The sequence below is a fragment of the Azospirillum lipoferum genome, from assembly GCF_024170005.1.
Classification (GTDB): domain Bacteria; phylum Pseudomonadota; class Alphaproteobacteria; order Azospirillales; family Azospirillaceae; genus Azospirillum; species Azospirillum lipoferum.
This window is the reverse complement of the sequence record NZ_JALJXJ010000009.1, coordinates 21,097-46,777: the sequence shown is the minus strand read 5'-3', so window position 1 is coordinate 46,777 and position 25,681 is coordinate 21,097. Positions and strand designations below refer to the sequence as shown.

The window sequence follows — 25,681 nt, the reverse complement described above, 5'->3', positions numbered from 1 at the left end:
CATATAAACCCGCCATGAGTTCAAGCGGGCCGTCTCACGGTTCCCATCCAAGGGCCGGCCTTTCATTTATGAGGAACCCTGCCGTGCTCGAAGCCTATCGCCAGCACGCGGCCGAACGCGCCGCCCTCGGAATTCCGGCCCTGCCCCTCACCGCGAAGCAGACGTCGGAGCTGATCGACCTGCTGAAGGCCCCGCCGGCGGGTGAGGAGGCCTTCCTCCTCGACCTCATCACCCACCGCGTTCCGGCCGGCGTCGACGATGCCGCCCGCGTCAAGGCCGGCTTCCTGGCCGCCGTCGCCAAGGGCGCCGACAGCTCGCCGCTGATCTCCAAGGTCAAGGCCACCGAACTGCTGGGCACCATGCTCGGCGGCTTCAACGTCCAGCCGATGATCGACCTGCTGTCGGACGCCGAGTGCGGCACCGCCGCGGCGGAAGGCCTGAAGAAGACCCTGCTGGTCTTCGACTTCTTCCACGACGTCAAGGAACTGGCTGACAAGGGCAACGCCAACGCCAAGGCGGTCCTGCAGTCCTGGGCCGATGCCGAGTGGTTCACCTCGCGTCCGGAAGTCCCGGCGTCGATGACGCTGACCGTCTTCAAGGTTTCGGGCGAGACCAACACCGACGACCTGTCGCCGGCCCCCGACGCCTGGAGCCGTCCGGACATCCCGTTGCACGCGCTCGCCATGCTGAAGAACCCGCGTCCGGGCATCGAGGCCGACGAGCCGGGCCAGCGCGGCCCGACCAGGCAGCTGGAAGCGCTGAAGCAGAAGGGCAACCTGATCGCCTATGTCGGCGACGTGGTCGGCACCGGCTCCTCCCGCAAGTCCGCCACCAACTCGGTGCTGTGGTTCACCGGCGAGGACATCCCCTTCGTCCCGAACAAGCGTTTCGGCGGCGTCTGCCTCGGCACCAAGATCGCCCCGATCTTCTTCAACACCATGGAAGACGCCGGCGCCCTGCCCATCGAACTCGACGTCAACAAGATGGAGATGGGCGACGTCATCGAGCTGCGCCCCTATGAGGGCAAGGCGCTGAAGAACGGCGAGGTCATCGCCGAGTTCACCGTGCGCTCCGAGGTGATCTTCGACGAGGTGCGTGCCGGCGGCCGCATTCCGCTCATCATCGGCCGCGGCCTGACCGCCCGTGCCCGCGAGGCGCTCGGCCTGCCGGCGTCGGAGCTGTTCCGCCAGCCGGCGGCCCCGGCCGACACCGGCAAGGGCTACACGCTGGCCCAGAAGATGGTCGGTCGCGCCTGTGGCCTGCCGGAAGGCAAGGGTGTGCGTCCGGGCACCTATTGCGAGCCGAAGATGACCACGGTCGGGTCGCAGGACACCACCGGCCCGATGACCCGCGACGAGCTGAAGGATCTGGCCTGCCTGGGCTTCTCGGCCGATCTGGTGATGCAGTCCTTCTGCCACACCGCCGCCTATCCGAAGCTGGTGGACGTCAAGACCCACCACGAGCTGCCGGACTTCATCTCCACCCGTGGCGGCGTGTCCCTGCGTCCGGGCGACGGCGTCATCCACTCCTGGCTGAACCGCCTGCTGCTGCCGGACACCGTCGGCACCGGCGGCGACAGCCACACCCGCTTCCCGATCGGCATCAGCTTCCCGGCCGGTTCCGGTCTGGTCGCCTTCGCCGCCGCCACCGGCGTCATGCCGCTGGACATGCCGGAATCGGTGCTGGTCCGCTTCAAGGGCGAGATGCAGCCGGGCGTCACCCTGCGTGACCTCGTCAACGCCATCCCGCTCTACGCGATCAAGGCCGGCCTGCTGACGGTCGAGAAGAAGGGCAAGAAGAACATCTTCTCCGGCCGCGTGCTGGAGATCGAAGGTCTGCCCGACCTGAAGGTCGAACAGGCGTTCGAGCTGACCGACGCCTCGGCCGAGCGTTCGGCGGCGGGCTGCACCGTGCTCCTGAACAAGGAGCCGATCATCGAGTACATGACCTCCAACATCACGCTGATGAAGTGGATGATCGCCAACGGGTACGCCGATGCGCGCACCCTGGAGCGCCGCATCAAGGCGATGGAGGCGTGGATCGCCGATCCGCAGCTGCTGCGTCCGGACGCCGATGCCGACTACGCCGCGGTGATCGAGATCGATCTCGCCGACATCAAGGAGCCGATCCTGGCCTGCCCGAACGATCCGGACGACGTGAAGACGCTGTCCGAGGTCGCCGGCGACAAGATCGACGAGGTGTTCATCGGCTCCTGCATGACCAACATCGGCCACTTCCGCGCCGCCGGTAAGATCCTGAACGGGAATTCGGACATCCCGACCCGTCTGTGGATCGCGCCGCCGACGAAGATGGACGCGATGATGCTGACCGAGGAGGGCTATTACGCCACCCTCGGCAAGGCCGGCGCCCGCATGGAGATGCCGGGCTGCAGCTTGTGCATGGGCAACCAGGCGCAGGTCCGCAAGGGCTCGACCGCCGTCTCGACCTCGACCCGCAACTTCCCGAACCGTCTGGGCATCGACACCCGCGTCTACCTGTCGTCGGCCGAGCTGGCCGCCGTCGCGGCGCTGCTGGGCAGGATCCCGACCACCGAGGAGTATCTCGCCCAGGTCGGCGTGGTGAACAAGTCCGCTGGCGACATCTACCGCTACATGAACTTCGACCAGATCCCGGCCTTCCAGGAAGTCGCGGAAAAGGTCGCCGTCCCGGCCTGATAGCCGACAGAGCGGTCGATAAAGAAAACCCCCGCCGGATCGGCTCCGGCGGGGGTTTTTCTTTTCAAAACCTATGCAGCAACGAACGCTGTTGTCGAACTCCGAACGTCCCGTCACGGGTGACGGGACGCTGTTCCGGTTGACGATGTGTGCTGCAAAGGAGTTGCTGCCCGTTGCCTTATCCAGCCCGTCAGCCACACATCGTCGGCCATTGGCGGGGGGATCCGCCACACAATAAGACATGGACAAATTGGCATAACATGCGTAAATTCAAATAACTGACAAAATGCTAAAATCCGGGTGCCATGGCAGGCAAACATCGCTACCGAAGCCCTTTGCGGGAGGCCCAGGCGGCCCTGACGCGTGAGCGTATTCTGATGGCGGCCAAGGCCTATCTGGAGGAGCACGATATCGAGACACTGACCCTGCGCCGGGTCGCCGACTTGTCCGGTGTCTCACCGCCAACGGTCTACACGCATTTTCCCACGATGGATGATCTGGTGGGTGCCTTCTTCCATTGGTTGAAGCCCCGCCTGGGTTTGGACAAACCGCAGCCGCCGCTGGCCGAGCTGCCTTCGATGCCGGCCCGGCTGTTTCCGCTGTACGACGAACACGGCGCGCTGTTGCGCAGCCTGATGAACCGGCCGTTTTGGGATCGCCAGCGTCACGCCGACCGTGGCCGCCGCCACGGCGCCTGGATCGAGGAGTTGGCCCCTGAATTTCCTGGATTGTCGGCCGAGCAGCTGCGTCGTGGTGCGCTGGTGATCGCCTCCTTCTGGACGCCCACCCACTGGCGCTGGCTGATGGACACCTGCCGCTTCACGCCCGAAGAGGCGAGGAACGTCGCATCCTGGAGCATCCGTGCCGTGATCACAGCGTTGCAAACAGACCCGTCCGGCCTTGATGGGCCGATGGGCGCCGTCGCCCCTGTCGACTCCGCCCCACCCGCCACTGCAGAGGAGCAGTCATGATCCATCATGTCTCTATTCCGGCCCGCGACCCGGTCCGTGTCGCCGCTGTTTTGGCGGAACTGATGGGAGGACGCGACTACCCCTTCACCGGTCCGCTTCCCGGCGCGCGTATGGCCGTGAGTGGCGACCCGCACGGCACGATGATCGAAGTCTACCCCGACACCATCGTCATGGCCCCGGGTGAGGACGAGGCGCCGGTCGTCTACAGCCACGCCGAAACGCCGCCGCGCCATGTCTCCTTCCACGCGTTGATCTCCGTCCCGCTCGATCGCGCCGCCATCGAGCAAATTGGCACGCGGGAGGGCTGGCGGACCCGCTTTTTCGGCCGTGCGCCGGCCGGTAAGCCAGCGGTCTTCCACCTCGTCGAGTTCTGGGTCGAGAACCGTATCCTGCTGGAGGTGGTGCCCGCAGAGAACGCCGGTGTCTATGAACACTATATGCAGATCGAACGCATGGACGCACTGACGCGTTAGCGCGATCGGTCGTCACCTCTTCCCCACCGCTCAAACACGATGCATTCTCGGGGAGACACGAGATGAAGCATATCGCGATGATCGCGGTGATACTCGCCGCCACGGTGACGCACGCCTCCGCCCGGACGACGCAGGGCGGCACCAAGATTTTGGCAATGCCTATTTCGGCCTCTCGACTGGCGTCCTGATTCCCGGTGATACCGACCAGAAGATCAGTGGGACGTTTTTCGGTGTGCCGGTGTCCGGTTCCGGCAAGCTTCGCTTCAAGCCCGGCTTCATCGTCGATCTGCGGGCCGGCTACCACGTCAATCCCTATCTGGCGGTAGAGGGTGACCTCGCTTACGCCCGTTACTCCTACGACAAGGTCGTCGGGCAACTGACAGCCGGCCCGCTGCCGATCAGTGAAAGCGCCTTCGACGGCCACGTATCGAACTGGCTGGGATTTGTGAATGCCGTCGTCACGCCGTTGGGCCGCTCCGCCTTTACCCCCTATGTCGGCGCCGGTATCGGGTTCAGTTCCTATGAGGCGACGGTCGACGCCATCAGCGTCGGCGGTCTCGGCCGCATCGCGGTCTCTTCGAAGACCACGAATACCGATTTTGCGACCAATGCGCTGGCGGGTTTCGACTATGCGGTGATCCATACCATCTCCGTCGGTGCGCGCTACCGCTTCATCTGGACGGATTCGGCAACATCGGCGACGACGGGTGGTCTGACCACCGAGGCTGGCAACGCCCGCCACCACGTCGTCTCGGCAATGGCGACCTACCGGTTTTGAGCCACGGGCGAAGGGGAAATGAGAGCATGTCGGCAACTGTCGTCACGCAGCGGAGTATGCGCTTTCACCGGCTGATCTGGCTGATGCCAGCGGCCTTCGCTCCGCATATCGCAGAAGAGTACGGCACTGGTTTTCCAGACTGGGTAACGCAGACGCTGGGCGGAGCGATGACGGCCGGAGCGTTCCTGACGAACAACGCGCTGTTCATGGTCATCCTGCTGAGCCTGACCGCCCTGGCCACTTGGCGGCCGTCGCGGGTAACCGCCTTCGTCCTGCTGTCGTGGGCCAGTGGGAACCTGTTCTGGAACGCCGTCTTCCATCTGGTGACCACCGCTCTTTACGGCCGGTACTCGCCGGGTCTGATGACGGCGGTGCTGCTGTACCTTCCCGTTTCGCTGCTGGTCGCTCGCGCCGCACTTCGAGAACGGGTGTTGCCGTTGGGTGCCTTTGCCGGCGCCACGTGCATCGGCGGTGTGCTTATGCTGCTGGTCATCGAGGTCGGCCTCTTCGGCATGGTCAACTGACGACCGGGGCATCGGCGGCGTCAGCAGCAAAGAACCCATTGTGCCACGCTCACGGGCGTGACAGTCCTGGGCCGATGCCGAATGGATCACCGCGCGGAAGTCCCGGCCTGATGGCCGGCAAAGCGGTTGGTAAAGGAAACCCCCGCCGGAGCGCTCCGGCGGGGGTTTCCTTTCCGGCACTTCCAAGGCAAAAGTCAGGGCGGGCAATAGGCGCTGCGGTCTTCTGCCCGCGCCGGATTTTCCAGATAGATGCCCTGGCGCGGGATGGCGATGCTGTCGAATTCGTCCGCCAGCTTGTGCAGGGCGGCGCGCATCTCGGCCCCCTGCATCGGTTCGCCATGGCCGGTGATGACCAGTTCCGGTTCCAGGTCCGCCAGTCGGGCGACCGACTCCCGCGCCTTGTCCCATTCGACGGTGAAATACATCGGCGGCCCGTGCATCTCGGCCCGCTGCACCGCCACCGCATAGGCCGATTCCTGGCCCGTGGTGACGAAGGCGTCGCCGACGATCATCGAGCGGTCCTGCTCCCGCCAGAAGGAGACATGCCCGACGCTGTGCCCCGGCGTGTGAATCCAGCGCCAGCCCGGCATCACCGGGACCGAACCGTCGTCCGGCAGGGTGCGCAGGTGTGGTCCGACATCCACCGGCTTGCGCGGGTAGAAGCGCGCCAGCGCTGCCATCGCTCCGCCGCCGACCGACGGGTCGCCGGGCGGGTAGGCGGCCTGCCCGTTCAGATAGGGATGCTCCAGGGGGTGGGCGTAGACCGGGGCGTCCCACTCCTCCGCCAGATCCTCCAGCACGCCGACATGATCGAAATGGCCGTGGGTCATGACGATGGCGGCGGGCCGGGAGTCGCGGCCGAACCGCTCCGCCGCGGCGGAGCGGATGAAGCCCTTGGTGCCCATCAGCCCGGCGTCGATCAGCACCCAGCCACGGTCGCCCGCCCCTGGCGGCCCCCAGAACACCACATTGACGATGCCGAGCCGCCGATAGGCGAGGTCGGGTGCGATCTCGTGCGTGTGGTCGCCGCGCAGCGCGTCAAGAGCCGGATCGATCGCGCTGCTGTCCTCCGACAACGGAATCCGCGAGGCCATGTTCGTTCCTCTCCTACCTGTGTCCTTCGAGACAACAGCGGGGAGCGGCGCTTGTCCTGCCGCCGTCTTTCCTGCGGTCAGGCGTAGTCGCTGAAATGGCGGCGCATAGCCGCTTCTTCCTGCCGAACTCTGATGAAAAGCGGGATCAGGTAGAGTGGAACGCCGACGATCAGCGTCACCGGCGCATTGAGCGCCAATGCGAAGCCCACCAGTTCAGGCAGGATGTTGAGGATGTAGTTCGGGTGCCGGACCAGCCGGAACAGACCGCTGCGGACCAGCCGGTGGTTCGGGCTGACGATGATCTTGATCGTCCAGAGTGGTCCGAGCGAGCGGATGACGGCGCCCAGCGCCAGCGCTGCCAGCCCATAGAGTGCCATGCCCAGCCAGGACAGCGCATCGTTCCAAGGCGCCGTGCGCAGGACGCCTTCGGCAATCGCGGCGATGTAGAAAGCGGTGTGGGCCAGTGCCAGCACGATGCTGTTGCCCGCGCCATATTCGGTGGCACCAGCCCGCTTCAGCGCCTTTTCATGCTTAACCGACACATAAAGCGTGGATAGGCGGAGGAGCAGCGCTGCAGCTACGAAAATCATGACGTAGGCGGGCATACCCTCGGTCCTTCCATTCCGCTTCCGTGCGTCCGGGCAAGCATGGCCAGACGCTCCGGCATCGCCTTATAGCAGATCGGCAGGTGGTGGCTACCGCTTGGCGGAATCGGCCGCCCAGGCTTGGGCAAAGCGGGCAGCGCGGGCGGCCAGTTCCGTCACCGGCAGGCCGGGGCTGTAGAGGGCGGAGCCCAGTCCGAAGCCGGCGGCGCCCGCCGCTCGGTAAGGCTGCATATTGTCCGGCGTGATACCGCCGACGGGGAGCAGGCGTACGCTGTGCGGCACGACCGCGCGCAGGGCCTTCACCACCGGCGGGACGATCTGCTCAGCCGGGAACAGCTTCAACGCGTCGGCACCGGCGGCGAGCGCCGCGAAGGCTTCCGTCGCCGTGGCGATGCCGGGAACGCAGATCATCGACCGCGACTTGGCGGCGCGGATGATCGCGGTATCGGCATGCGGCATCACCACCAGATCGGCGCCGATGTTGGCCAATTGGTCGACCTGATCGAGGGCCAGGACGGTTCCGGCCCCGACCAAGGCATCCTGAGGCAAAGCGTTGCGGATGGCGGCGATACTGTCGAACGGATCGGGCGAATTCAGCGGCACCTCGATCAGCCGGAAGCCCGCGTCATAGAGTGCCCGTCCCGCCGGCTCCGCCTCCGCCGGGGTCAGGCCGCGCAGGATGGCGACCAGCGGCAGGGCGGCGAAGGCGCTGTCGAAGCGGGCGGGAAGCGAAAGCTGTGTCATGGTGTGCTCTTGATGCTGGAGGAGTTGGCCGAAGGGGGTGGCAGCACTCCCGCCGACGCGGCGAACTGGAACAGGCCCCGCGGCGCGGTATTGCCGAGTTGCGCCGTGGGTGTAATGCCGAAGGCGGCAAGGCCGCAGGTGTAGCGGTGGCAAAGCCCTGGATCGCCGATCAGCAGCAGCGGCGTGCCGGCCGGCATCTCCGCAAGCAGCGTCAGTCCGGATCGCAGTTCGTGCCCGATCAGCAGGCCCGACAGGTAATGCGCCAGAGCTTCCGGTGGCAGGCGCTTGGTCAGCCCCAGGGTACGGGTGGCGAACAGCTGGTGCGGCAGGTCGCCCGGTCCGGCGGACTGGGCGGTGCGGAGGCCGATGGCGAAAGCCTCTTCCCCGTCCTCCGGCTTGGCGTCTACTCCCGCTGGCATCAGGCGGCCCAGCAGGGAATGGGTCTTCAGGACCGCGAACAGCTCGCCCGTCATGTAGGTCGAAAAGCTGGCGATCCGGCCGTCGGCGACCCGGACCCATTTCGAATGGGTGCCAGGCATGGCAATGCAGGCGTTGCAAGCCCAGCTCGCATCCTCGGCCAGCGCGCCCGCGATCTGGATCTCCTCTCCCCGCATCACGTCGGGGATGCCGCCGGCGGGATCGTGCAGGACACCCGGCGCGATCAGGACCCGGCGACCGGCCGCCATCGCGACCTGAGCCGATCTGTCGGCCAGGACCGCGGCATCGGCCGGCGTGGCGACATAAGGGGCCTCGACCCAGCCTTGGGCGCTGCCGACCATGCCGCCGGCCACCACCGGCAGGGTGGGGTGGGCATCCAGCCAGTCGCCGCACAGACCGGTCAACGCCGCCTCGAAGCCGGCGGCGCCGGGCTGCGGCAGGTTCTGGATGCCTTGGGCGCTCGACCGTTCGGCGAGGATGCGGGCGGAGCCGTCCATCAGGAAGCCCCGGAGGCTCGACGTGCCCCAATCCAGCGCGATCAGCACGGCAGCGCCGGTGGAAAGTCCAGGTGAAGAGGTCACGGAGCGGTCCATCCCAGATCCTTGGAAATTGCCTCGGCCGTCGCGCGGACCAGCGGGCCCAGCGCCGCCATGCGGTCTTCGGGCATGTAGGGGACGGCGCTGGCGATGCTGATCGCCGCCACCACCTGCGCCCGGCCATCGCGCACCGGTGCGGAGACGCAGCGGATACCGAGTTCGTTCTCTTCCAAATCCATTGCCCAGCCCTGGGCGACATAGCGGGCCATCTGTGCCTCGAACTCCGGCCAGTCCGCCGGACGCGGCCGTCCGTCCGGCAAGCCGGGAGGACAGGTCAGCGCGTGGAGTGCCGGCCACCGTGCCGGCACCATCCCCAGCATCAGGGCCTTTCCCAAGCCGGTGGAGGCGAGCGGCATCCGTTGTCCGGTGCGGGACCGCATTTCCAGTCCACGGGTGCCGGAGATCTTGTCGAGGTAAAAGACCTCGCCATTCTCCTCCACCCCAAGATGGATGGTGTCGCCGGTTGCCTGGGCCAGCTCTTCGATATGCGGGCGGGCGATGGCGACCAGCGGACGCTGCTCCAGCGCCTTCATGCCCAGTTGGATCAGCTTCGGCCCCAGCAGATAGCCCTTGTAGGGGACGTGGTGGAGATACCCCTCCGCCACCAGACTGGCGAGCATGCGGTTGGTGGTGCTGCGCGGAGTGCCCAGGTGCGCCGCGATGCCCTTCACATCGCCGACGCCGGCCGCCACGCAGTTCAGCAGCGTCAAGCCACGCAGCAGGGTCTGCGTTCCCGCTCCTTGCGGCTTTCCCGACTCTGACTCCGCCTCCGCCATCGCTTCGCCTGTGGTCCGTTCAGCAAACTTAGGGTGGCGGGATGCTGGCGCAGGCCGGCGAATGTGTCAAATAGTTTTCATATGTTCCAAATAGTGGGACAAATGGCGGTGGCGACGAACGGTCGCGGCTGCCGTCGGAGCGCTGCGAAACCCATGATCGCGCTTTCAAAATCCTGTCGTATCGGTCAGAAAAGAAACCATGCCGGGGCTGGCGGACATGGTCCCGCACAAAATGGTCATCCTGGGAGAACCAATCATGCGTCTCACCGTCCTTTCCTTCGTCAGCGCGACGGCGCTGCTGGCCGGCTTCGGCACGGCGCAGGCCGATATCGTGATCGGCCTGGGCACGGCGACGACCGGCCCGGTCGCGGCGCTGGGCGAGCAGTCGGTGTATGGTGCCAAGCAGGCGGTCGCGGACATCAACGCCAAGGGCGGCGTGCTGGGTCAGAAGCTGGTGCTGAAGGTGGGCGACGATGCCTGCGACCCGCGTCAGGCGGTGGCCGTCGCCAACCAGTTCGTGCGCGAGAAGGTGACGGCGGTGGTGGGCCATCTCTGCTCCGGCGCCAGCATCCCGGCGGCCGACGTCTACCAGGAGGAGGGCGTGGTGATGGTCACCCCGACCGCCACCAACCCGCTGCTGACCGCCAAGGGCCATCCGAACATCTTCCGCGTCTGCGGCCGTGACGACCAGCAGGGCGTGGTTGCCGGCAACTATCTGGCCCAGACCTTCAAGGGCAAGAACATCGCCGTGCTGGACGACAAGCAGGCCTATGGCAAGGGGCTGGCCGACGTCGTGGTGGAGACGCTGGAGAAGGCCGGCGGCAAGGTCGCCTATCGCGGGTCGGTCACGGCCGGCGAGAAGGACTTTTCGGCGCTGATCACCAGCCTGAAGGACAAGAGCATCAACGCCGTTTACTACGGCGGCTACCATCCGGAACTGGGCCTGATCGTCCGTCAGGCGCAGGAACAGGGAATGAAGCCGCAGTTCATCGCCGGCGACGGCCTGAACAACCAGGAATACTGGTCGATCACCGGTCCGGCCGGCGAGGGCACGCTGTACACCGACAGCCCGTCGGCGGCCAGCGATCCCAAGGCCCAGGAACTGATCGCCTCGTTCAAGAAGGCCGGCTTGCCGGAGCCGGGCAACTTCGCCTTCTATAGCTACGCCGCGGTCCAGGTGATCGCCGAGGGTCTGCAGAAGGCCGGCAGCGCCGACAGCGGAAAGCTGGCCAAGACCCTGCATTCCGGCAGCTATGACACGGTTGTCGGCCCGGTGGAGTTCGACAAGAAGGGCGACATCACCAAGCCGAACTACGTCATGTATGTCTGGAGCAACGGTCAACCCAAGATGATGGCCCAGAAGTAATCCCGCCAAGGGAGCCGGCCCATCTTTCATTCCAATCTTTCATGCATGGGCCGGCTCTTTCGCGTATTTGGTGATGAAGTCTTCGACGGGCATCGGCCGGTCGAAGTAATAGCCCTGGAAGATCGTGCAGCCACGGTCTTCCAGAAAGTCCCGCTCCGCCACGGTCTCCACCCCTTCCGCCACCGCTTTCAACCCAAGACGGCTGGCGATCGACAGCATCGTCTCCACCAGCACGGCATTGTGGCTGTTGCGGTCGACATCCTGGACGAAGGAGCGGTCGATCTTGATTTCTCCCACCGGCAGCCGCGTCAGGTAGGACAGCGAAGAGAAGCCGGTGCCGAAATCGTCCAGCGAGAAGGAAATGCCGAAGGCTGCAAGCTCCGACATCTTGGCGACGGTGTCGGCACAGTCGCCGACCGCGATGCCCTCGGTGATCTCCAGCGTCAGGCGGCCCGGATCGGTGCGGGTGGTGCGCAGGGCGGCGATGACGCCGGCGCAGAAGGTCTGCTGACGGAACTGACGCGGGCTGATGTTGACCGACAGGTGGCAATCGCTGCCGGCGTCGGCCAGCCGGCGCAGCACATGGCAGGCTTCCATCAGGACCCAGTCGCCCAGCGGCAGGATCAGGCCTGAGTCCTCCGCCACCGCGATGAAGGCGCCGGGGGCGACGAAGCCACGTTGCGGATGCTGCCAGCGGATCAGCGCCTCCGCCGCCACCAGCGTGCCGTCGGCCCGGGTCTGCGGTTGTAGGAACAGGGTGAATTCCCCGGCATCGACCGCCTTGCGCAGATCCTGTTGCAGCAGCAGGCGGGCCTGAGCATCGATCAGCATGGCGGGGTCGTAGTCGCGGACGGTGTTCCGCCCGCCGTCCTTGGCGGCATACATGGCGGTGTCCGCCTGCTTCAGCAGATCCTCCACCGACTCGTCCGGCGTCTTGGGGAAGACGGTCAGACCGATGCTGGCGAAAATGCTGTGTTCGCAACGGTCGAGCTGGAAAGGCTGGGTGACGGCCAGCCGGAGCTTTTCCGCCACCCGCCAGGCGATCGCAGTCGCTTCTTCCCGTGTGGCGCCCAGGTCGGGCAGCAGGATGACGAATTCGTCGCCGCTCAGCCGGCTGACCAGATCGCCTTTGCGCAGCGTGGCGGTCAGCCGCGCCGCCAGCTCGCGCAGCAGCGTGTCGCCGACGATGTGGCCGCGGGCGTCGTTCAGCCCCTTGAAGTCGTCGAGGTCGAGGAACATCAGCGCACCGCAACGCCCGCCCTGCCGGGCCGCCCGCAGATGGACGTCGAGATGCTCCAGCAGCAGGCGGCGGTTCGGCAGGTTGGTCAGCGGGTCGTAATAGGCGAGCTTTTCGATCTCCCGCTCAGCCCGTTTCCTCTCGGTGACGTCCATCACCACGGTCAGGTAGCCGCGAACCGCACCGCCGCTGTCGCGAAGCACGCTGGTGACGGTGGAGACGGAGATGCGGGCACCGTCCTTGCGCAGGCCGGTCCATTCACTGGGCTCCGGCCGGCCGCTGCAGCGGGTGCGGGTGACCAGTGCCGCGAAATCCGGCTGGACCGGACGGTCGAGTTCCATGGCGAGGCCTTTGGCATGGGCGCGCAGTTCGTCCTGGTCATAGAGCCGCGGCAGGTCGGTGGTGCCGACCATTTCCGCCGACCGGTAGCCGAAGATGCGCTCCGCCTCGCGATTGAAGACGCGGACGACGCCATCCAGCGTGGTGGCGATGATGCCGCAGGCGGCACTTTCCAGGATGCCGGTGTTCAGCGACAGGCTGTCCTTCAGCGCCTCGCGGCCGGCATAGGTCTCGGTGACGTCCTGGAAGACCATCACGACGCCGTGCAGCGCGCCGTCGCGGTCGCGGATGGGAGAGGCCATGTCGGCGATGTGGCTGCGGGTCCCGCCGCGCGCCACCAGCACGGTGTGGTTGGCGAGGCCAACCATCTCGCCGTTCTCCAACACCTGCTGGACCGGCACCGGCACCCGTTCCCCGGTTTCGGCATTCTCGATGTCGAACACCTCGGCCACCGGCCGGCCGGCGGACTCGCTCACCGTCCAGCCGGTCAGCCGCTCGGCCACCGGGTTCATCAGGGTGACGCGGCCGGCGGTGTCGGTCGCGATCAGCCCGTCGCCGATCGACAGCAGCGTGACGCGCGCCTGCTCCTTTTCCCGCCACAGGTCGCGCTGGGAGCGGTGCAGGGCGTCGTAGGGGTGATGGACCGCGGTGACGAACACCGCGCGGTACAGATACCAGTAGCCGATGACCTTGTAGACATGCCCGGCGACATTGGCGAGGTCGTAGACGCTGAGATAGAGCGTGAAGCACAGTTCACTGATCGCGATGGCGATGGCGGCGATCACCAGACGGCGGACATCCAGCGCGTGTGCCCCGCGACGGCGGCGGTGGAAGATCAGGGCCGCGCCGGCATAGAGAAGGACCAGCACATATTCGGCCGCCACCTTCAGCGACGTCAGTCCATCGCCGGCCACATAGGTGCGGGGCATCAGGTCGGGGTGCCACAGCACAACCCAGAAGACCGCCGCGGTCGCCAGCAGCACGCCGCCGATCAGCGGGTAGCGCAGCGTCGCCGAACCCTTCCGCCAAGGCAGGACAGCCGCCATCAGCAGGGCGAGTGCCGCCATCAGGCGGGCGGCGAGCCAGAAGGCGATCGCCTTTTCCGGGCCGGACGGCGTCACGAAATCGGGCATCCCGGCATAGGACAGCAGATGCCCGAAATCGAGCAGAGCCACCCCGAGGAAAGCGGTGGAGAGCACCAGCAGGGCGGGCGGAGTCTCGTCGGTGTGGGCGTGCCAGCCGATGGCGAAGATCAGGGTGGCGACGGCGATGGCGAAGATTTCGAAAAAGCTGTGCAGCGGCAGGTAGTGCGCCAGCTCCACCGATCCGGGAAACCGGGTGGCCTGAAGCACCAGAAGGAAAGGAACGCAGAGGGTGACGAGTGTGGCGATGGCGCCGGGTGGCCTGGAACGGCCTTGGGCACGGTCTTCGGCACGTCCTTGCGCCTCTCCCCTCTGCTTTGGGCCTGCTTCAGTCATTTTTCTTCCCCCGGCCGCTGGATCGATTGCCCGGTCCGCGGTTCTTATACCTCTTTTGCGTATATTAGAGCTTAACGACGTAAGTGGTCCATAGACTGCCGACCCTTACCGGATTGAACGTTTGAAACATCGTGAAACGTTTTTCCAGGGGTGTTCCATGGTTCCATCCGCCGGGAGGGAACGGAGAAGGCGGGAGCCTGTGGGGGTGGTGCATGCGGGGGCGCCCAGGACAGGGGAGGGAGCGCGGATTTTACCCCAGCCCATGATGCCCTGTGGAAGTGACGAAGAAAACACGCTCCAAACAGTTGATAGCGTTGGGAAATCCTGCTGCTCCAGCATTCCGGGCGCGGCGGGCTTCCGCCATGGTGGAGGACTTGCGTCAGGTTGATTGCCGGGCAAGGCTCCCAACCTCTATCCTCGAACGAGTCGGACCCGTTGTCACCCTGGATAAGGAAAGCCGCATGTTCATCGCGATGAACCGTTTCAAGGTCCGCCACGGGGCCGAGCAGGAGTTCGAGGAGGTGTGGCTGAACCGCGAGGTGCATCTGCACAAGGTGCCGGGCTTCGTCGAGTTCCACATGCTGCGCGGGCCGGACCGCGAGGAATACCGGCTCTATTCGTCCCACACCGTGTGGGAGTCGGAGGCGGCCTTCCTGGACTGGACGCGGTCGGAGGCGTTCCGTAACGCCCATGGCAACGCCGGCGCCCGCAAGCCGCTGTATGTCGGGCCGCCGGAGTTCGAGGGGTTCGAGGTCATCCAGACCGTGCCGCGCGATCCGAACGCCTGAACGAAACAAGGTACAACCGTCGGGAGGAAGACCCATGCTGGATCTGGTGATCGAACAGCGCCGCAAGAGCCTCGGGGGATTCGAGGTCGGGCGGGTTCTGCCCTTCGTTCAGCGCCGGATGGTCGGCCCCTTCGTCTTCTTCGACCATATGGGGCCGGTCGATTTCCAGCCGGGCCTTCCCCGCGACGTCGACGTGCGCCCCCACCCGCACATCGGCCTGTCCACCGTCACCTACCTGTTCGAGGGCGAGATCATGCACCGCGACAGCGTGGGCTCCGAACAGGCGATCCGGCCGGGCGAGGTGAACTGGATGACCGCCGGCCGCGGCATCACCCATTCTGAACGGTTCGAGCGCGCCCGGATGGAAGGCGGGACGATGCACGGAATCCAGGCCTGGGTCGCCCTGCCCGAGGCGGATGAGGAGACCGACCCGGCCTTCGCCCATTACGGCACCGGCGATCTTCCGGTCTTCGAGGAGGGCGGCGTGCGCGGCCGGCTGGTGGCGGGCGAGGCGTTCGGGGCGAAGGCGGGGGTGAGGACCCATTCGCCGCTGTTCTACATCCACTGGGACCTTGCCCCCGGCGCCCGCGTGTCCTTGCCGGAGGACGGGTGGCAGCGTGCCGCCTATGTGGTGACGGGAGCGGTCGAGGTGGAAGGGCAGCGTTTCGAAGCGGGACGGATGGTCGTCTTTGCCCCCGGATATCCGGCGGAACTGACCGCCGCCACGCAGGCCATCGTGATGGCGATCGGCGGCGAGCCGCTGGGGCAGCGCTTCATCGACTGGAACTTCGTGTCGTCGTCGAAGGAGCGGATCGAACAGGCCAAGGCCGATTGGCGGGCCGGGCGGATGAAGCTGCCGGATCTCGACAACAGCGAGTTCATTCCGCTGCCGGAGATGCCGAAGCCGGCGGCCAATCCGATGTCGTGAGGGGGGAGTTCTGCCTCTCAATTCTCCCTTCTCCCCCCTGGGGAGAGGGTCGGGGTGAGGGGGATGCACGGGGTGCATCTTGTGTAAGGTGGAGAGTGCGCGACCCTTGAACGTCCTCGCCTCGCGACCCCCTCACCCTAACCCTCTCCCCGGGGGGGAGAGGGGACTAAGGGGCTGGAGAGGGGACTCAAACGTGGAAGCTCTCGCCGCAGCCGCAGCGGCCCTTCTCGTTGGGATTCTTGAAGACGAAGCCGGTCTGGAACTTGTCGTCGACATAGTCCATCTCGCTGCCGATCAGGAACATCACGGCGGCCGGGTCGATCAGGATGGTGACGCCCTTGTCCTCCACCACCTCGTCGAACTTCATCTTTTCCTTGGCATACTGAACGTCGTAGCTGAGGCCGGAGCAGCCGCGCGCCTTCACGCCGATGCGCAGGCCGACCATGTCGTCGGTGGCCTTGGACATCAGCGTCTTGACGCGCTCCGCGGCGGCGTCGGTGATGGTGAGCGCCTTGGGCAGGGGGCGGGCCATGGTGACGGTCTCCTAATACGGCTCAGAACATATCCAGTTGCAGGCGGGCTTCCTCGGACATCATGCCCTGGTGCCACGGGGGCTCCCACACCAGCTCGATCTTGACCTCGTTGACGTCCTCGACGCCCAGCACGGCCTGACGGACCTGCTCGGGCAGTTCGCCGGCCACCGGACACATGGGGCTGGTCAGCGTCATATCAATCTCGACATTGCGCTGACCATCCATGTCCACACGGTAGATCAGGCCGAGTTCCCAGATGTCGACCGGGATTTCCGGGTCGTAGCAGGTCTTGATGGCCGCCACGACGCGATCCATGATCTCCTCCCGCGGGTCGTAGCCCTCGGGAGGCTGGGGCATCGGGGCGAAGTCCTTGGCTTCCGGAGCCGCATTCGTCGCATTGGCCGCCGCGTCGGCCTTCAACTGCGCCTCGGCTTCGGCCGGATTGGGAGCCATCGGGCGCTGGGTCAGGGCTTCATCGGGCATCTCGATCCCCTTCCGTCAAAACTGGTCGCTGGAGGCCGAAGCCTCGCCATGGAGTGCGGCGTTCATGGCGTGCCAGGCCAGCGTCGCGCACTTCACCCGCACCGGGAACTGGCGCACGCCGGACATCACCATCAGCTTTTCCATGGTCTCGTCATCGACACCCTCCGGGATGTCGGGCTCGTCCTGGGTGCACAGCTCGTGGAAGGCGTGGAAGAGCTTTTCCGCCTCCGCCGCCGTCTTGCCGTGCACCAGCTCCGTCATCATCGAGGCGCTGGCGGTGGAGATGGCGCAGCCGCGGCCCTGGAAGGCCACGTCGTCGACCACCCCGTCCTTCAGGGTCAAATAGACCATGAAGCGGTCGCCGCACATCGGGTTCTCGCCCTTCGCCTCGCGGTTGGCGTCGTCGGGATGGCGGAAGTTGCGGGGATGTTTGCCGTGATCCAGGATCACTTCCTGATACAGCTCGCGCAGATCGTCCATCATGCTCCGAAGAACTCCTTGACCGCCTGGAGGGACTGGACGAGCGCGTCGGCCTCCTCCCGGGTGTTGTAGAGGCCGAAGGAGGCGCGGACGGTCGGTCCGACGCCGAACCGCTCGGCCAGCGGCTCGGCGCAATGGCGGCCGACGCGCACGGCGACGCCATACTGGTCGACGATGGTGCCGACATCGTGCGGGTGCACCCCCTCCAGCGCGAAGGAGATGATCGGCCCCTTGCCGGGTGCGGTGCCGACGATGCGCAGACCCTCGACCTGCGACAGCTGCTGGGTGGCGTATTGCAGCAGGTCGTGCTCGTGCGCGGCAATGGCGTCGCGGCCAAGAGCCTCGACATAGTCGATGGCGGCACCCAGGCCGATCACCTCGGTGATCGGCGGGGTGCCGGCTTCGAAGCGCGACGGCGGCGCCTTGAAGGTGGTGCCTTCGAAGGTGACGCTCTCGATCATGTCGCCGCCGCCCTGGTAGGGAGGCATCTTCTTCAGGAGGTCGTACTTGCCGTAGAGCACGCCGAGGCCGGTCGGGCCGTAGAGCTTGTGCGCGGTGAAGACGTAGAAGTCGGCGTCGATGTCCTGCACGTCGACCATGCCGTGCACCACCGCCTGGCTGCCGTCGAACAGGACGGGCACGCCGCGCTCATGCGCCAGCTTGGCGATGGTCTTCGCCGGGGTGACGGTGCCCAGCACGTTGGAGCAGTGGGTGATCGCCACCAGCTTCGTGCGGTCGGACAGCAGGCCGCGGTAGGCGTCCATGTCGAGGACGCCGTCCTCGTCGCAGGGCACGACCTTGATGACGATCTTCTTCTCGGCCTGGAGCAGCTGCCACGGAACGATGTTCGCGTGATGCTCCATGATCGACAGGATGACCTCGTCGCCTTCGTTCAGGAAGGTCCGGCCATAGCTGCTGGCGACGAGATTGATCGCTTCGGTCGAACTGCGGGTGAAGACGATGCAGCGGTCGTTCGGCGCGTTCAGGAAGCGCGCGACCTTGGCACGCACCGCCTCGAACTGGTCGGTCGCGGTCTGCGACAGGAAATGAACGCCGCGGTGGATGTTGGAATAATCCTCCTCCAGGAAGCGGGTCATGGCCTGGATGACCTGACGCGGCTTCTGGGCGGAGGCCCCGCTGTCCAGATAGACCAGCGGCTTGCCGGGCTTTCCCTTCCTGGCGTGGACGCTGCGGGCGAGGATGGGGAAATCCTCCCGCACCCGCTGCACGTCGTAGGCTTGGTTCAGGATGGCATCGGACATGGTTACTTCTGCTCCTCCAGCCAGCCGGCCACGATCCCCTGGAAGGCGTCGCGGATCGACTCTTCAGCGATTTCCTCAAGGGATTCCGACAGGAAGGCGCCGATCAGCAGGCCCTGGGCGGTGTCGCGGTCGATGCCGCGGGCGCGCAGGTAGAACAGCGCGTCGTCGTCCAGTTCGCCCGCCGTGCAGCCGTGGCTGCATTTCACGTCGTCGGCGTGGATTTCCAGTTCCGGCTTGCTGTCGATCTCGGCCCCGTCCGATAGCAGCAGGGCGCGGTTCAACTGATAGCCGTCGGTCTTCTGGGCGTCGGGGCAGACCGTGATCTTGCCCTGGAACACTGCCCGCGCCGTGTCGTCGATGACGCCCTTGTAGACCTCGCGGCTGGTGCCGTTGGGCTGGGCATGGACGATCAGTGTGGTGGTGTCGGCATGCTGGGTGCCGCGGACCAGATAGCCGCCGCTGACATGCGTCCGCGCCTCGGTGCCGTCCAGCCGGCTGACCACCTCGTTGCGCGACAGCTTGGCACCCGTCGTCAGGATGAAGTTGTCGTAGCAGCCGCCGGTCGCCACCGTCGCCGCGATGTGCGACAGGTGGATGGCGCCGGTGCCTTCGCGCTGCGACTTGTAATGGTGCAGGGTGGCGCCTTCGCCGACGAAGACCTCGGTGACGTGGTTGGCCAGCGTCGTGCCGGCGCCGCGGCCGACATGGTGTTCGACCACCACCGCCTTCGACCCGGCTTCCGCGATCAGCAGGCTGCGCGGGTGGCAGGAGGTCGCCTGCGCCTCGGTCCCGACCGAGACGAAGACCAGCTCGATGGGGCGTTCGACCTGGACGCCGGCCGGCACATGCAGCACCGGACCGTCGGCGAGGTAGGCGCTGTTGAGCGCGACCAGAGGACGGTCGTCCGCCGCGGCGAGGCGGCCGATGTGGTCGGCTAGCAGATCCGTGTGGCTGGTCAGGGCGGCGGCGAGGCTCAGCAGCTCGACACCCGGCGGCAGGCCCTCGACCGAGGACAGGTCGGCGCGGAAACGGCCATCGACGAAGACCAGACGCGGGCCATCTTGCCCTTCGGCCCGTACGGTCGGCAGCAGGTCGATGGTGGCCGCCGCCGGAGCGGCCGGCTGGAAGCTGACCTTGGCGAGGTCGCGCAGGTTGGTGTAGCGCCAGCTCTCGTTCTTGATCGTCGGCAGGCCGACGGCGGCGAAGCGCTCGCGGCCGGCGGCGCGCAACTCGGTCAGCCAGGACAGGCCGCTGCCGGGCAGGCCGGCGCCCACCTGATCGAGCGGCGCCAGGAAGGCCGTCGCCGTCGCCGGATCGGCGCCGCGCGTCGAGTAGGTCATCGGATGGAGAGGGGAATGGTGGGCCGTCATCACGCCGCCTCGCTCGCGCCGAAGTCGCGGTAGCCGTTCTTCTCCAGCTCCAGCGCCAGTTCCTTGCCGCCAGACTTCACGATGCGGCCGGCGGCCAGCACATGGACATGGTCGGGAACGATGTAGTCGAGCAGGCGCTGGTAGTGGGTGATGACCAGCATCGAGCGGTCCGGCGAGCGCAGGGCATTGACACCCTCGGCAACGATCTTCAGCGCGTCGATGTCGAGACCGCTGTCGGTCTCGTCGAGGATGGCGAATTTCGGCTCCAGCACCGCCATCTGCAGCGTCTCGTTGCGCTTCTTCTCACCGCCGGAGAAGCCGACATTGACGGCGCGCTTCAGCATCTCGTCGTTCATGCCGAGCGCCTTGGTCTTCTCGCGGATCAGCTTGAGGAACTGCATGGCGTCGAGTTCCTTCTCGCCGCGATGCTTGCGGATGGCGTTGATCGCTGTCTTCAGGAAGGTGGTGTTGCCGACGCCGGGGATTTCGACCGGATACTGGAAGGCCAGGAAGACGCCCTCGGCCGCCCGTTCCTCCGGCTCCATCGCCAGCAGGTCCTTGCCATAATAGGTGACCGACCCTTCCGTGACCTCGTAGCCGTCGCGGCCGGCGAGGACGTAGGACATGGTGCTCTTGCCGGCGCCGTTCGGCCCCATGATGGCATGGACCTCGCCCGGGCGGATGGTCAGGTCGACGCCCTTGAGGATTTCCTTGCCGTCCACGGTGGCGTGCAGGTTCTTGATTTCGATCATCGTCTTCGCCTCGTTGTCTTCTTCAGGCCGCCGGCACGCCGTCCGGTCTTCACGTTCTGTCGATTTTCCTTCGGTGGGTGTCAGCCCACGCTGCCTTCCAGGCTGATGCCCACCAGCTTCTGCGCCTCCACGGCGAATTCCATCGGGAGTTCCTTCAGGACCTCCTTGCAGAAGCCGTTGACGATCAGGGACACCGCGTCCTCTTCCGAGATGCCGCGCTGGCGGCAGTAGAACAGCTGGTCCTCGCTGATCTTGGCCGTCGTCGCCTCATGCTCGATGCGGGCGGAGCGGTTGCGGCTCTCGATGTAGGGAACCGTGTGGGCGCCGCATTTGTCGCCGATCAGCAGGCTGTCGCACTGGGTGTGGTTGCGCGCACCCTCGGCCCGCGGCAGGATTTTGACCAGGCCGCGGTAGGTCTGCTGCGCCTTGCCGGCCGAGATGCCCTTCGACACGATCGTCGAGCGGGTGTTCTTGCCGATGTGGATCATCTTGGTGCCGGTATCGGCCTGCTGGAAGTTGTTGGTGATGGCGACGGAATAGAACTCGCCCACCGAATTGTCGCCCTGCAGGATGCAGCTCGGGTACTTCCAGGTGATCGCGGAGCCGGTCTCGACCTGCGTCCAGGAGATCTTGGAGTTCCTGCCGCGGCAGGCGCCGCGCTTGGTGACGAAGTTGTAGATGCCGCCGACGCCCTCTTCGTTGCCCGGATACCAGTTCTGGACCGTCGAGTATTTGATGGTCGCGTCGTCCATCGCCACCAGCTCGACCACCGCGGCGTGCAGCTGGTTCTCGTCGCGCTTGGGCGCCGTGCAGCCTTCCAGATAGCTGACATAGGCGCCTTCGTCGGCGATGATCAGCGTCCGCTCGAACTGGCCGGTGTTGGCCTGGTTGATGCGGAAGTAGGTCGACAGCTCCATCGGGCAGCGCACGCCCTTGGGGATGTAGACGAAGCTGCCATCGGTGAAGACCGCGCAGTTCAGCGTCGCATAGTAGTTGTCGGTGTAGGGCACCACCGAGCCGAGATACTTCTTCACGAGTTCCGGGTGCTTCTGCACCGCCTCGGAGATCGCGCAGAAGATGATGCCCATCTCTTCCAGCTTCGCCTTGAAGGTGGTGGCGACCGACACGCTGTCGAACACGGCGTCGACGGCGATGGCCGGGCTCTTGCCCTCCGACCCCTCGACGCCGGCCAGGATCTCCTGCTCACGCAGCGGGATGCCCAGCTTCTCGTAGGTCTTCAGCAGTTCGGGATCGACCTCGTCCAGCGACTTCGGCCCGACCTTCTTCTTGGGTGCTGCATAGTAATGCGCATCCTGATAGTCGATGGGCGGGAAGCTGACGGCGGCCCATTGCGGCTCCTCCATCGTCTGCCAGACGCGGAACGCCTTCAGGCGCCAGTCCAGCAGCCACTCGGGCTCCTCCTTCTTGGCGGAGATGAAGCGGACGATGTCCTCGTTCAGGCCCTTGGGCGCGACGTCGGCCTCGATGTCGGTCGTGAAGCCGTACTTGTACTTCTGCTCCGTGACGGCGCGGACCTGCTCGACGGTTTCCGGTTGGGCGGCCATGGCTTTGCCTCGTCCTTCTCAAGAATGCTGTTCGGTGCGCGCCGTTCAGTGCGCAGGGCGGGCCGGCTGGGCGGCTGTGGAAGTCGTTGCGGCTGCCGGGGCCGGGAAGGTGATCGGGACCATCATGTCGGCCAGCGTCACCTCCTCCAGCGCGCCGCGGATGGCGCGGTTCACCTTTTCCCAACCGCCGCGCATGGGGCAAAGTTGCTCCACCCCGCACTGGCTGTCGGCGCCGTCGACGCAGGCGGTCAGCGCGATGGGACCGTCGAGCGCCGTGATGATTTCCGCGATGGAGATTGCATCGGCGGGCCGGCTCAGCGCATAACCGCCGGCGGCGCCGCGCTGCGAGGTGGTGAGCCCCGCCGGCGTCATCGCCTTCATCAGCTTGGCGACGGTGGGAGCGGGAACGCCGGTGCGGTCGGCAAGATGGGCGACGGTATGGACCGTGCCGACCTGGCGCGCCATCTCGCTCAACACGACGATGGCATAGTCGGTCAGCTTGCTCAGCCGGATCATGCCCGCACCCCGTTCCGCCCCGGTTTCGAATACAGGACCAATTTAGTCCTGATTGCTCCGGGGGGCAAGGGGCGTTTGTCGATTAAAGTGCAGGGTTTCCGCGGCTTTCGCAGCCTTGCATGGCTGATACGCCGGCAATACCCGTCAACGGCGCTTGGTTATAGCGTGGTGTCTGCCGTCACGCTACTGCGAAGCCGCAGGTGAGGGGAGGTGGTGCGGCGGTTTGTCGCGGGGGCAGGGGCATTTCAAATGCGGAAAACCCCGCGCCGGGAGGGCGCGGGGTTTTCCGGTGTGGGTGAGGGCGGGCGGTCAGCCCGGCTTCTTCACTTCCTCGCGGGCGGCGCTGGTGGCTTCGGAGACGACGTCGCGGACGTCTTCCTTGGCCGACTCGACCACGGTCTGGGCCGCCGCCTGCGCGGCGCGGGTGCCGCGGTCCAGCGCATCCATGGCGATGGCCTTGGCGCGCTCGGTCGCCTCGTCGGCATAGTCGCCGACCCACTGGTTCTCATAGCGGGTGCCGGGCAGGGCGGCGCCGATGGCCGCACCCAGCGCCACACCCATGGCGCCGGCGACGATGGGATGATCCTCGACGAGGTCCCAGAAGCCGGTCGACATGTCATGCGCGCGGTGGCGCAGATGGTCGGTCGACGGCGTCATCAAGGACAGGCGCGACATGCCGCGGCTGACATAGCCCTGCGACTGCCGCTGGTTATGAAGGTCACTCCGGCCCGACGGGTGGTCGTTGTCGGAACCGCCCATCATGCCGCTGACGGTGCCGGACGCGCTGTCGTAAGCGGAGCTGACCGCGCCCGAGGCGCTGTCGTAGGCCGAACTGGCGGCGTTGCGGACGCTTTCGCCGGCACCGCTCAGCGATTCGCGGGCGTAGTCCACGGCGTCGCCCATGCGGTGACGGGCGGAGCGGATGGTGCCGGACCGGGCGATGCGGCGGTCGTAGCCGGTGCTGGACAGGGCCAGCCAACCCAACCCGATGCCGACCAGCGCCAGCGGGATGGGGTTGCTGGTCACGCTGCTCAGCATGGAGCCGGAGGACTGGGAGTGCCGGCGATTGTAGTGGACGGCCTGACCGCTTTCGTAACGGTCGTTCTGATGCAGGTGGGCACGCTGGGACGGGGTGTCCGGCGTCGACGGCGAATAGGTATGCTTCATCGAATTCTCCATCAGGGATTGGGGGGACCACCGCGTCAGACTGCCGCGCAGACGGGATGTCCGGTCGCGCAGCGCCTCGACGGTGCCGCCGATGCGCGCGCGGCTGGCGCGGATGTCGCCCTCCAGGGCGTCGAGATCCTTGGATTGACGATCGTCGTCCGTCATAGGGCGGCCCCTCAGCGGGCAAGCTGGGACTTGGCCCAGCGCTTGTCCTCGTCCAGCGTCTTGATGGTGCGGCGGGGGCGGAGGTTGGCGGGGCTCAGCCGGTTCTTGCCGACGTAAGCCAGGATGCCGCCCACCGCCAGAACCACCACGCCGACGATCAGCGCGGACAGCCACGGGGCCAGGACGTTGGACAGGCCGAGAACCGCAGCGGCAAGCAGGACCAGGACGCCGGCGAAGGCGACCAGTCCGCCGACGGCGATGAAGGCCACGCCGCCGGCGGCCTCGGTGGCCTTGTCGGTCAGCTCGGCCTTCGCCAACGCGATCTCGGATCGGGCGAGGTTGGCGGATTCGCGGGCGAGATCGGCGAACAGGCCGGCGAGCGGCCGGTCCTGCCGCGGATCCCGCGGCTCGTCATAGCGGTTCTCGGCGGCGCTCATGGACGCTGTCCCTGCGGCTTGGAGGTGGAGGAGGCGGTTCCAGCGGCCCCGCCCTGCGTGCCGCTGATCCCGGTGGTGCCGGAGTTCGCGGTGCTGCCGGCGCTGCCGGTGGCACCCGAAACGCCGGCCGGCGTGCCGAGGGTGCTGGTGCCGAGCGCCGTATCAGCCGACGGCGAGGCGCTGCGGCCGGTGACGGAGGCCGGGGCGGTGGACAACGGCATGCCGATGCGGCCGGCGGCCGGCTTCGGCTCACCCAGGCGCTCCGATCCGCGTTCCGACTCCATACGGCCGGCCAGATGGCCGGTGTTCACGCTGGAGGAACCGGTCGTCGGCGTGTCGGCGCTATGGGAGGGCGTGCTGCGGCTGACGGATTCACCGATGCCGCCGGCCATGCCGCGGCTGGGAGTGGAACCGCGTCCCATATCGCGGTTCTGGTCGCGCCCGGTGTCGTAGGAGGCGCCGCGTGCGGTGCGGACGGTCTGCGACGGGTGCGCGTTACCGCGCAGCGAGGTCGAGGCGCGGTGCATCCGGCGGTCGCTGGAGCTTTTGATGAAGCGCGCGGCGAGGAAGCCGACGGCGAAGGCGGCGCCGATGAACACCTCCGGCTGGCGGCGGGCGAAGCTCTCCACCTCGCCGACGATGTCGTCGACATTGGCGTCGCGCAGCATGTCGGCGACGCGTTCGACGCGGCCGGCGGCCTGCTCGGCATAGTCGGCCACCACGCCGCCATTCTCCTGGTTCAGCTGCTCGGCGGCCTTGTGCAGGGCGTTGGCAACCCCGCCCAGCTGGTCGGCGGCACGGCCGGTCTGCTGTTCCAGCAGCGAGCGGATGCGGCCCTGGGCATTGCCCAGCGTCTCGCGCCCGGTGGACATCACGTCGTCGGCGGCGCGGTTGACGGTCTTCTTCATCTCGTCGACGCTGCTGCCGATGTTGGAGCCGGTATTGGAGCTGCCGGCAGCGAAATTCCCGGCAGACGGGCTTCCGGCAGTCGAACTTCCAGTGGTGGAACTTCCGGTGGTGGAGCCGGTCGGGGTCGGTCCGCCGGTGCCGGTCATGTCGCGGTTCGGCATCTTGTCTTTCCTCCTCGGGGATTCCGGTATTCCGTGGCTCCGCGCCTGCGGCTTCAAACCGCCCGTTGCGG

At 66.5% G+C, this 25,681-nt stretch carries 26 protein-coding genes; 9 read left to right on the top strand and 17 right to left on the bottom strand.

Annotated features, from left to right (window positions below):
* Positions 1 to 83 precede the first annotated feature (83 nt).
* From acnB to J2848_RS20290, 6 genes are all read left to right on the top strand, one after another.
* Entirely contained in the window at positions 84 to 2,675 is a 2,592-nt protein-coding gene (gene acnB / locus J2848_RS20310) for a bifunctional aconitate hydratase 2/2-methylisocitrate dehydratase (protein ID WP_149235209.1), read from the top strand.
* 377 nt (positions 2,676 to 3,052) lie between these two features.
* The gene (locus J2848_RS20305) at positions 3,053 to 3,646 is read left to right on the top strand and encodes a TetR/AcrR family transcriptional regulator (protein WP_211103347.1); all 594 of its coding nucleotides are present in this window, start codon (positions 3,053 to 3,055) and stop codon (positions 3,644 to 3,646) included.
* Positions 3,643 to 4,119 (top strand): hypothetical protein, encoded by a 477-nt coding sequence (locus J2848_RS20300; protein ID WP_149235210.1) that lies wholly within the window; start codon positions 3,643 to 3,645, stop codon positions 4,117 to 4,119. Before J2848_RS20305 ends, J2848_RS20300 begins: the two co-directional genes overlap by 4 nt.
* A 62-nt stretch (positions 4,120 to 4,181) precedes the next feature.
* Positions 4,182 to 4,307, top strand: a complete 126-nt coding sequence (locus J2848_RS35960; protein WP_281288678.1) for a hypothetical protein — start codon at positions 4,182 to 4,184, stop codon at positions 4,305 to 4,307.
* Entirely contained in the window at positions 4,304 to 4,897 is a 594-nt protein-coding gene (locus J2848_RS20295) for an outer membrane protein (RefSeq protein WP_301311702.1), read from the top strand. Before J2848_RS35960 ends, J2848_RS20295 begins: the two co-directional genes overlap by 4 nt.
* Positions 4,898 to 4,923: 26 nt before the next feature.
* Positions 4,924 to 5,421 (top strand): HXXEE domain-containing protein, encoded by a 498-nt coding sequence (locus tag J2848_RS20290; protein ID WP_149235212.1) that lies wholly within the window; start codon positions 4,924 to 4,926, stop codon positions 5,419 to 5,421.
* A 194-nt stretch (positions 5,422 to 5,615) separates the two neighbouring features.
* Here the strand turns inward: J2848_RS20290 and J2848_RS20285 are convergent, their stop codons facing one another.
* The 5 genes from J2848_RS20285 to J2848_RS20265 all read right to left on the bottom strand — a co-directional run bounded on the left by J2848_RS20285 (position 5,616) and on the right by J2848_RS20265 (position 9,674).
* Positions 5,616 to 6,515 carry an MBL fold metallo-hydrolase gene (locus J2848_RS20285; RefSeq protein ID WP_149235213.1) on the bottom strand — a complete coding sequence of 300 codons (900 nt, stop codon included), beginning with the start codon at positions 6,513 to 6,515 and terminating at the stop codon, positions 5,616 to 5,618.
* A gap of 77 nt (positions 6,516 to 6,592) precedes the next feature.
* Complete coding sequence (locus tag J2848_RS20280) at positions 6,593 to 7,120, bottom strand: isoprenylcysteine carboxyl methyltransferase family protein (RefSeq protein ID WP_149235214.1); 528 nt, start codon at positions 7,118 to 7,120, stop codon at positions 6,593 to 6,595.
* Positions 7,121 to 7,210: 90 nt separating this feature from the next.
* On the bottom strand, positions 7,211 to 7,864 hold the full coding sequence (locus J2848_RS20275) for a 2-dehydro-3-deoxy-6-phosphogalactonate aldolase (protein WP_149235215.1): 654 nt from the start codon (positions 7,862 to 7,864) through the stop codon (positions 7,211 to 7,213).
* Positions 7,861 to 8,883 (bottom strand): 2-dehydro-3-deoxygalactonokinase, encoded by a 1,023-nt coding sequence (locus J2848_RS20270; RefSeq protein WP_246194448.1) that lies wholly within the window; start codon positions 8,881 to 8,883, stop codon positions 7,861 to 7,863. The genes J2848_RS20275 and J2848_RS20270 overlap by 4 nt, the downstream gene beginning before the upstream one ends.
* Positions 8,880 to 9,674, bottom strand: a complete 795-nt coding sequence (locus tag J2848_RS20265) for an IclR family transcriptional regulator (protein WP_149235217.1) — start codon at positions 9,672 to 9,674, stop codon at positions 8,880 to 8,882. The genes J2848_RS20270 and J2848_RS20265 overlap by 4 nt, the downstream gene beginning before the upstream one ends.
* 256 nt (positions 9,675 to 9,930) lie before the next feature.
* On the opposite strand from J2848_RS20265, the gene J2848_RS20260 reads away from it, so the two are divergent.
* On the top strand, positions 9,931 to 11,040 hold the full coding sequence (locus J2848_RS20260) for a branched-chain amino acid ABC transporter substrate-binding protein (protein WP_149235218.1): 1,110 nt from the start codon (positions 9,931 to 9,933) through the stop codon (positions 11,038 to 11,040).
* Between the two features lie 39 nt (positions 11,041 to 11,079).
* Here the strand turns inward: J2848_RS20260 and J2848_RS20255 are convergent, their stop codons facing one another.
* Positions 11,080 to 14,094, bottom strand: coding sequence for an MASE3 domain-containing protein (locus J2848_RS20255; RefSeq protein WP_149235219.1), 3,015 nt, complete (start codon positions 14,092 to 14,094; stop codon positions 11,080 to 11,082).
* A 461-nt stretch (positions 14,095 to 14,555) separates the two neighbouring features.
* Here J2848_RS20255 and hmuQ point away from each other — a divergent pair, with 461 nt between their 5' ends.
* On the top strand, positions 14,556 to 14,882 hold the full coding sequence (gene hmuQ, locus J2848_RS20250) for a heme-degrading protein HmuQ (protein WP_109865215.1): 327 nt from the start codon (positions 14,556 to 14,558) through the stop codon (positions 14,880 to 14,882).
* 34 nt (positions 14,883 to 14,916) lie between these two features.
* Entirely contained in the window at positions 14,917 to 15,810 is an 894-nt protein-coding gene (locus J2848_RS20245) for a pirin family protein (RefSeq protein ID WP_149235220.1), read from the top strand.
* 187 nt (positions 15,811 to 15,997) lie between these two features.
* On the opposite strand, the gene J2848_RS20240 is transcribed toward J2848_RS20245, so the two are convergent.
* The 11 genes from J2848_RS20240 to J2848_RS20190 form a co-directional block, all read right to left on the bottom strand.
* Positions 15,998 to 16,342, bottom strand: a complete 345-nt coding sequence (locus tag J2848_RS20240; RefSeq protein WP_149235221.1) for a HesB/IscA family protein — start codon at positions 16,340 to 16,342, stop codon at positions 15,998 to 16,000.
* Between the two features lie 22 nt (positions 16,343 to 16,364).
* The gene (locus J2848_RS20235; protein WP_149235222.1) at positions 16,365 to 16,826 is read right to left on the bottom strand and encodes an iron-sulfur cluster assembly protein; all 462 of its coding nucleotides are present in this window, start codon (positions 16,824 to 16,826) and stop codon (positions 16,365 to 16,367) included.
* Between the two features lie 15 nt (positions 16,827 to 16,841).
* On the bottom strand, positions 16,842 to 17,309 hold the full coding sequence (gene sufU / locus J2848_RS20230; RefSeq protein WP_098738187.1) for a Fe-S cluster assembly sulfur transfer protein SufU: 468 nt from the start codon (positions 17,307 to 17,309) through the stop codon (positions 16,842 to 16,844).
* Positions 17,306 to 18,568 (bottom strand): cysteine desulfurase, encoded by a 1,263-nt coding sequence (locus tag J2848_RS20225; protein WP_149235223.1) that lies wholly within the window; start codon positions 18,566 to 18,568, stop codon positions 17,306 to 17,308. The genes sufU and J2848_RS20225 overlap by 4 nt, the downstream gene beginning before the upstream one ends.
* Positions 18,569 to 18,570: 2 nt before the next feature.
* Positions 18,571 to 19,938 carry a Fe-S cluster assembly protein SufD gene (sufD, locus tag J2848_RS20220; RefSeq protein WP_246194450.1) on the bottom strand — a complete coding sequence of 456 codons (1,368 nt, stop codon included), beginning with the start codon at positions 19,936 to 19,938 and terminating at the stop codon, positions 18,571 to 18,573.
* Positions 19,938 to 20,690 (bottom strand): Fe-S cluster assembly ATPase SufC, encoded by a 753-nt coding sequence (gene sufC, locus J2848_RS20215; protein WP_149235224.1) that lies wholly within the window; start codon positions 20,688 to 20,690, stop codon positions 19,938 to 19,940. Before sufC ends, sufD begins: the two co-directional genes overlap by 1 nt.
* Before the next feature lie 80 nt (positions 20,691 to 20,770).
* Positions 20,771 to 22,255: a Fe-S cluster assembly protein SufB gene (sufB, locus tag J2848_RS20210; protein WP_149235225.1), complete on the bottom strand. Its 1,485-nt coding sequence runs from the start codon at positions 22,253 to 22,255 to the stop codon at positions 20,771 to 20,773.
* 45 nt (positions 22,256 to 22,300) lie between these two features.
* Positions 22,301 to 22,771, bottom strand: a complete 471-nt coding sequence (locus tag J2848_RS20205; RefSeq protein ID WP_149235226.1) for an SUF system Fe-S cluster assembly regulator — start codon at positions 22,769 to 22,771, stop codon at positions 22,301 to 22,303.
* Between the two features lie 309 nt (positions 22,772 to 23,080).
* Positions 23,081 to 24,103, bottom strand: a complete 1,023-nt coding sequence (locus J2848_RS20200) for a hypothetical protein (protein WP_149235227.1) — start codon at positions 24,101 to 24,103, stop codon at positions 23,081 to 23,083.
* An 11-nt stretch (positions 24,104 to 24,114) separates the two neighbouring features.
* Entirely contained in the window at positions 24,115 to 24,540 is a 426-nt protein-coding gene (locus J2848_RS20195; protein WP_149235228.1) for a phage holin family protein, read from the bottom strand.
* Positions 24,537 to 25,610 (bottom strand): hypothetical protein, encoded by a 1,074-nt coding sequence (locus tag J2848_RS20190; protein ID WP_149235229.1) that lies wholly within the window; start codon positions 25,608 to 25,610, stop codon positions 24,537 to 24,539. The genes J2848_RS20195 and J2848_RS20190 overlap by 4 nt, the downstream gene beginning before the upstream one ends.
* Between the last annotated feature and the right edge of the window lie 71 nt (positions 25,611 to 25,681).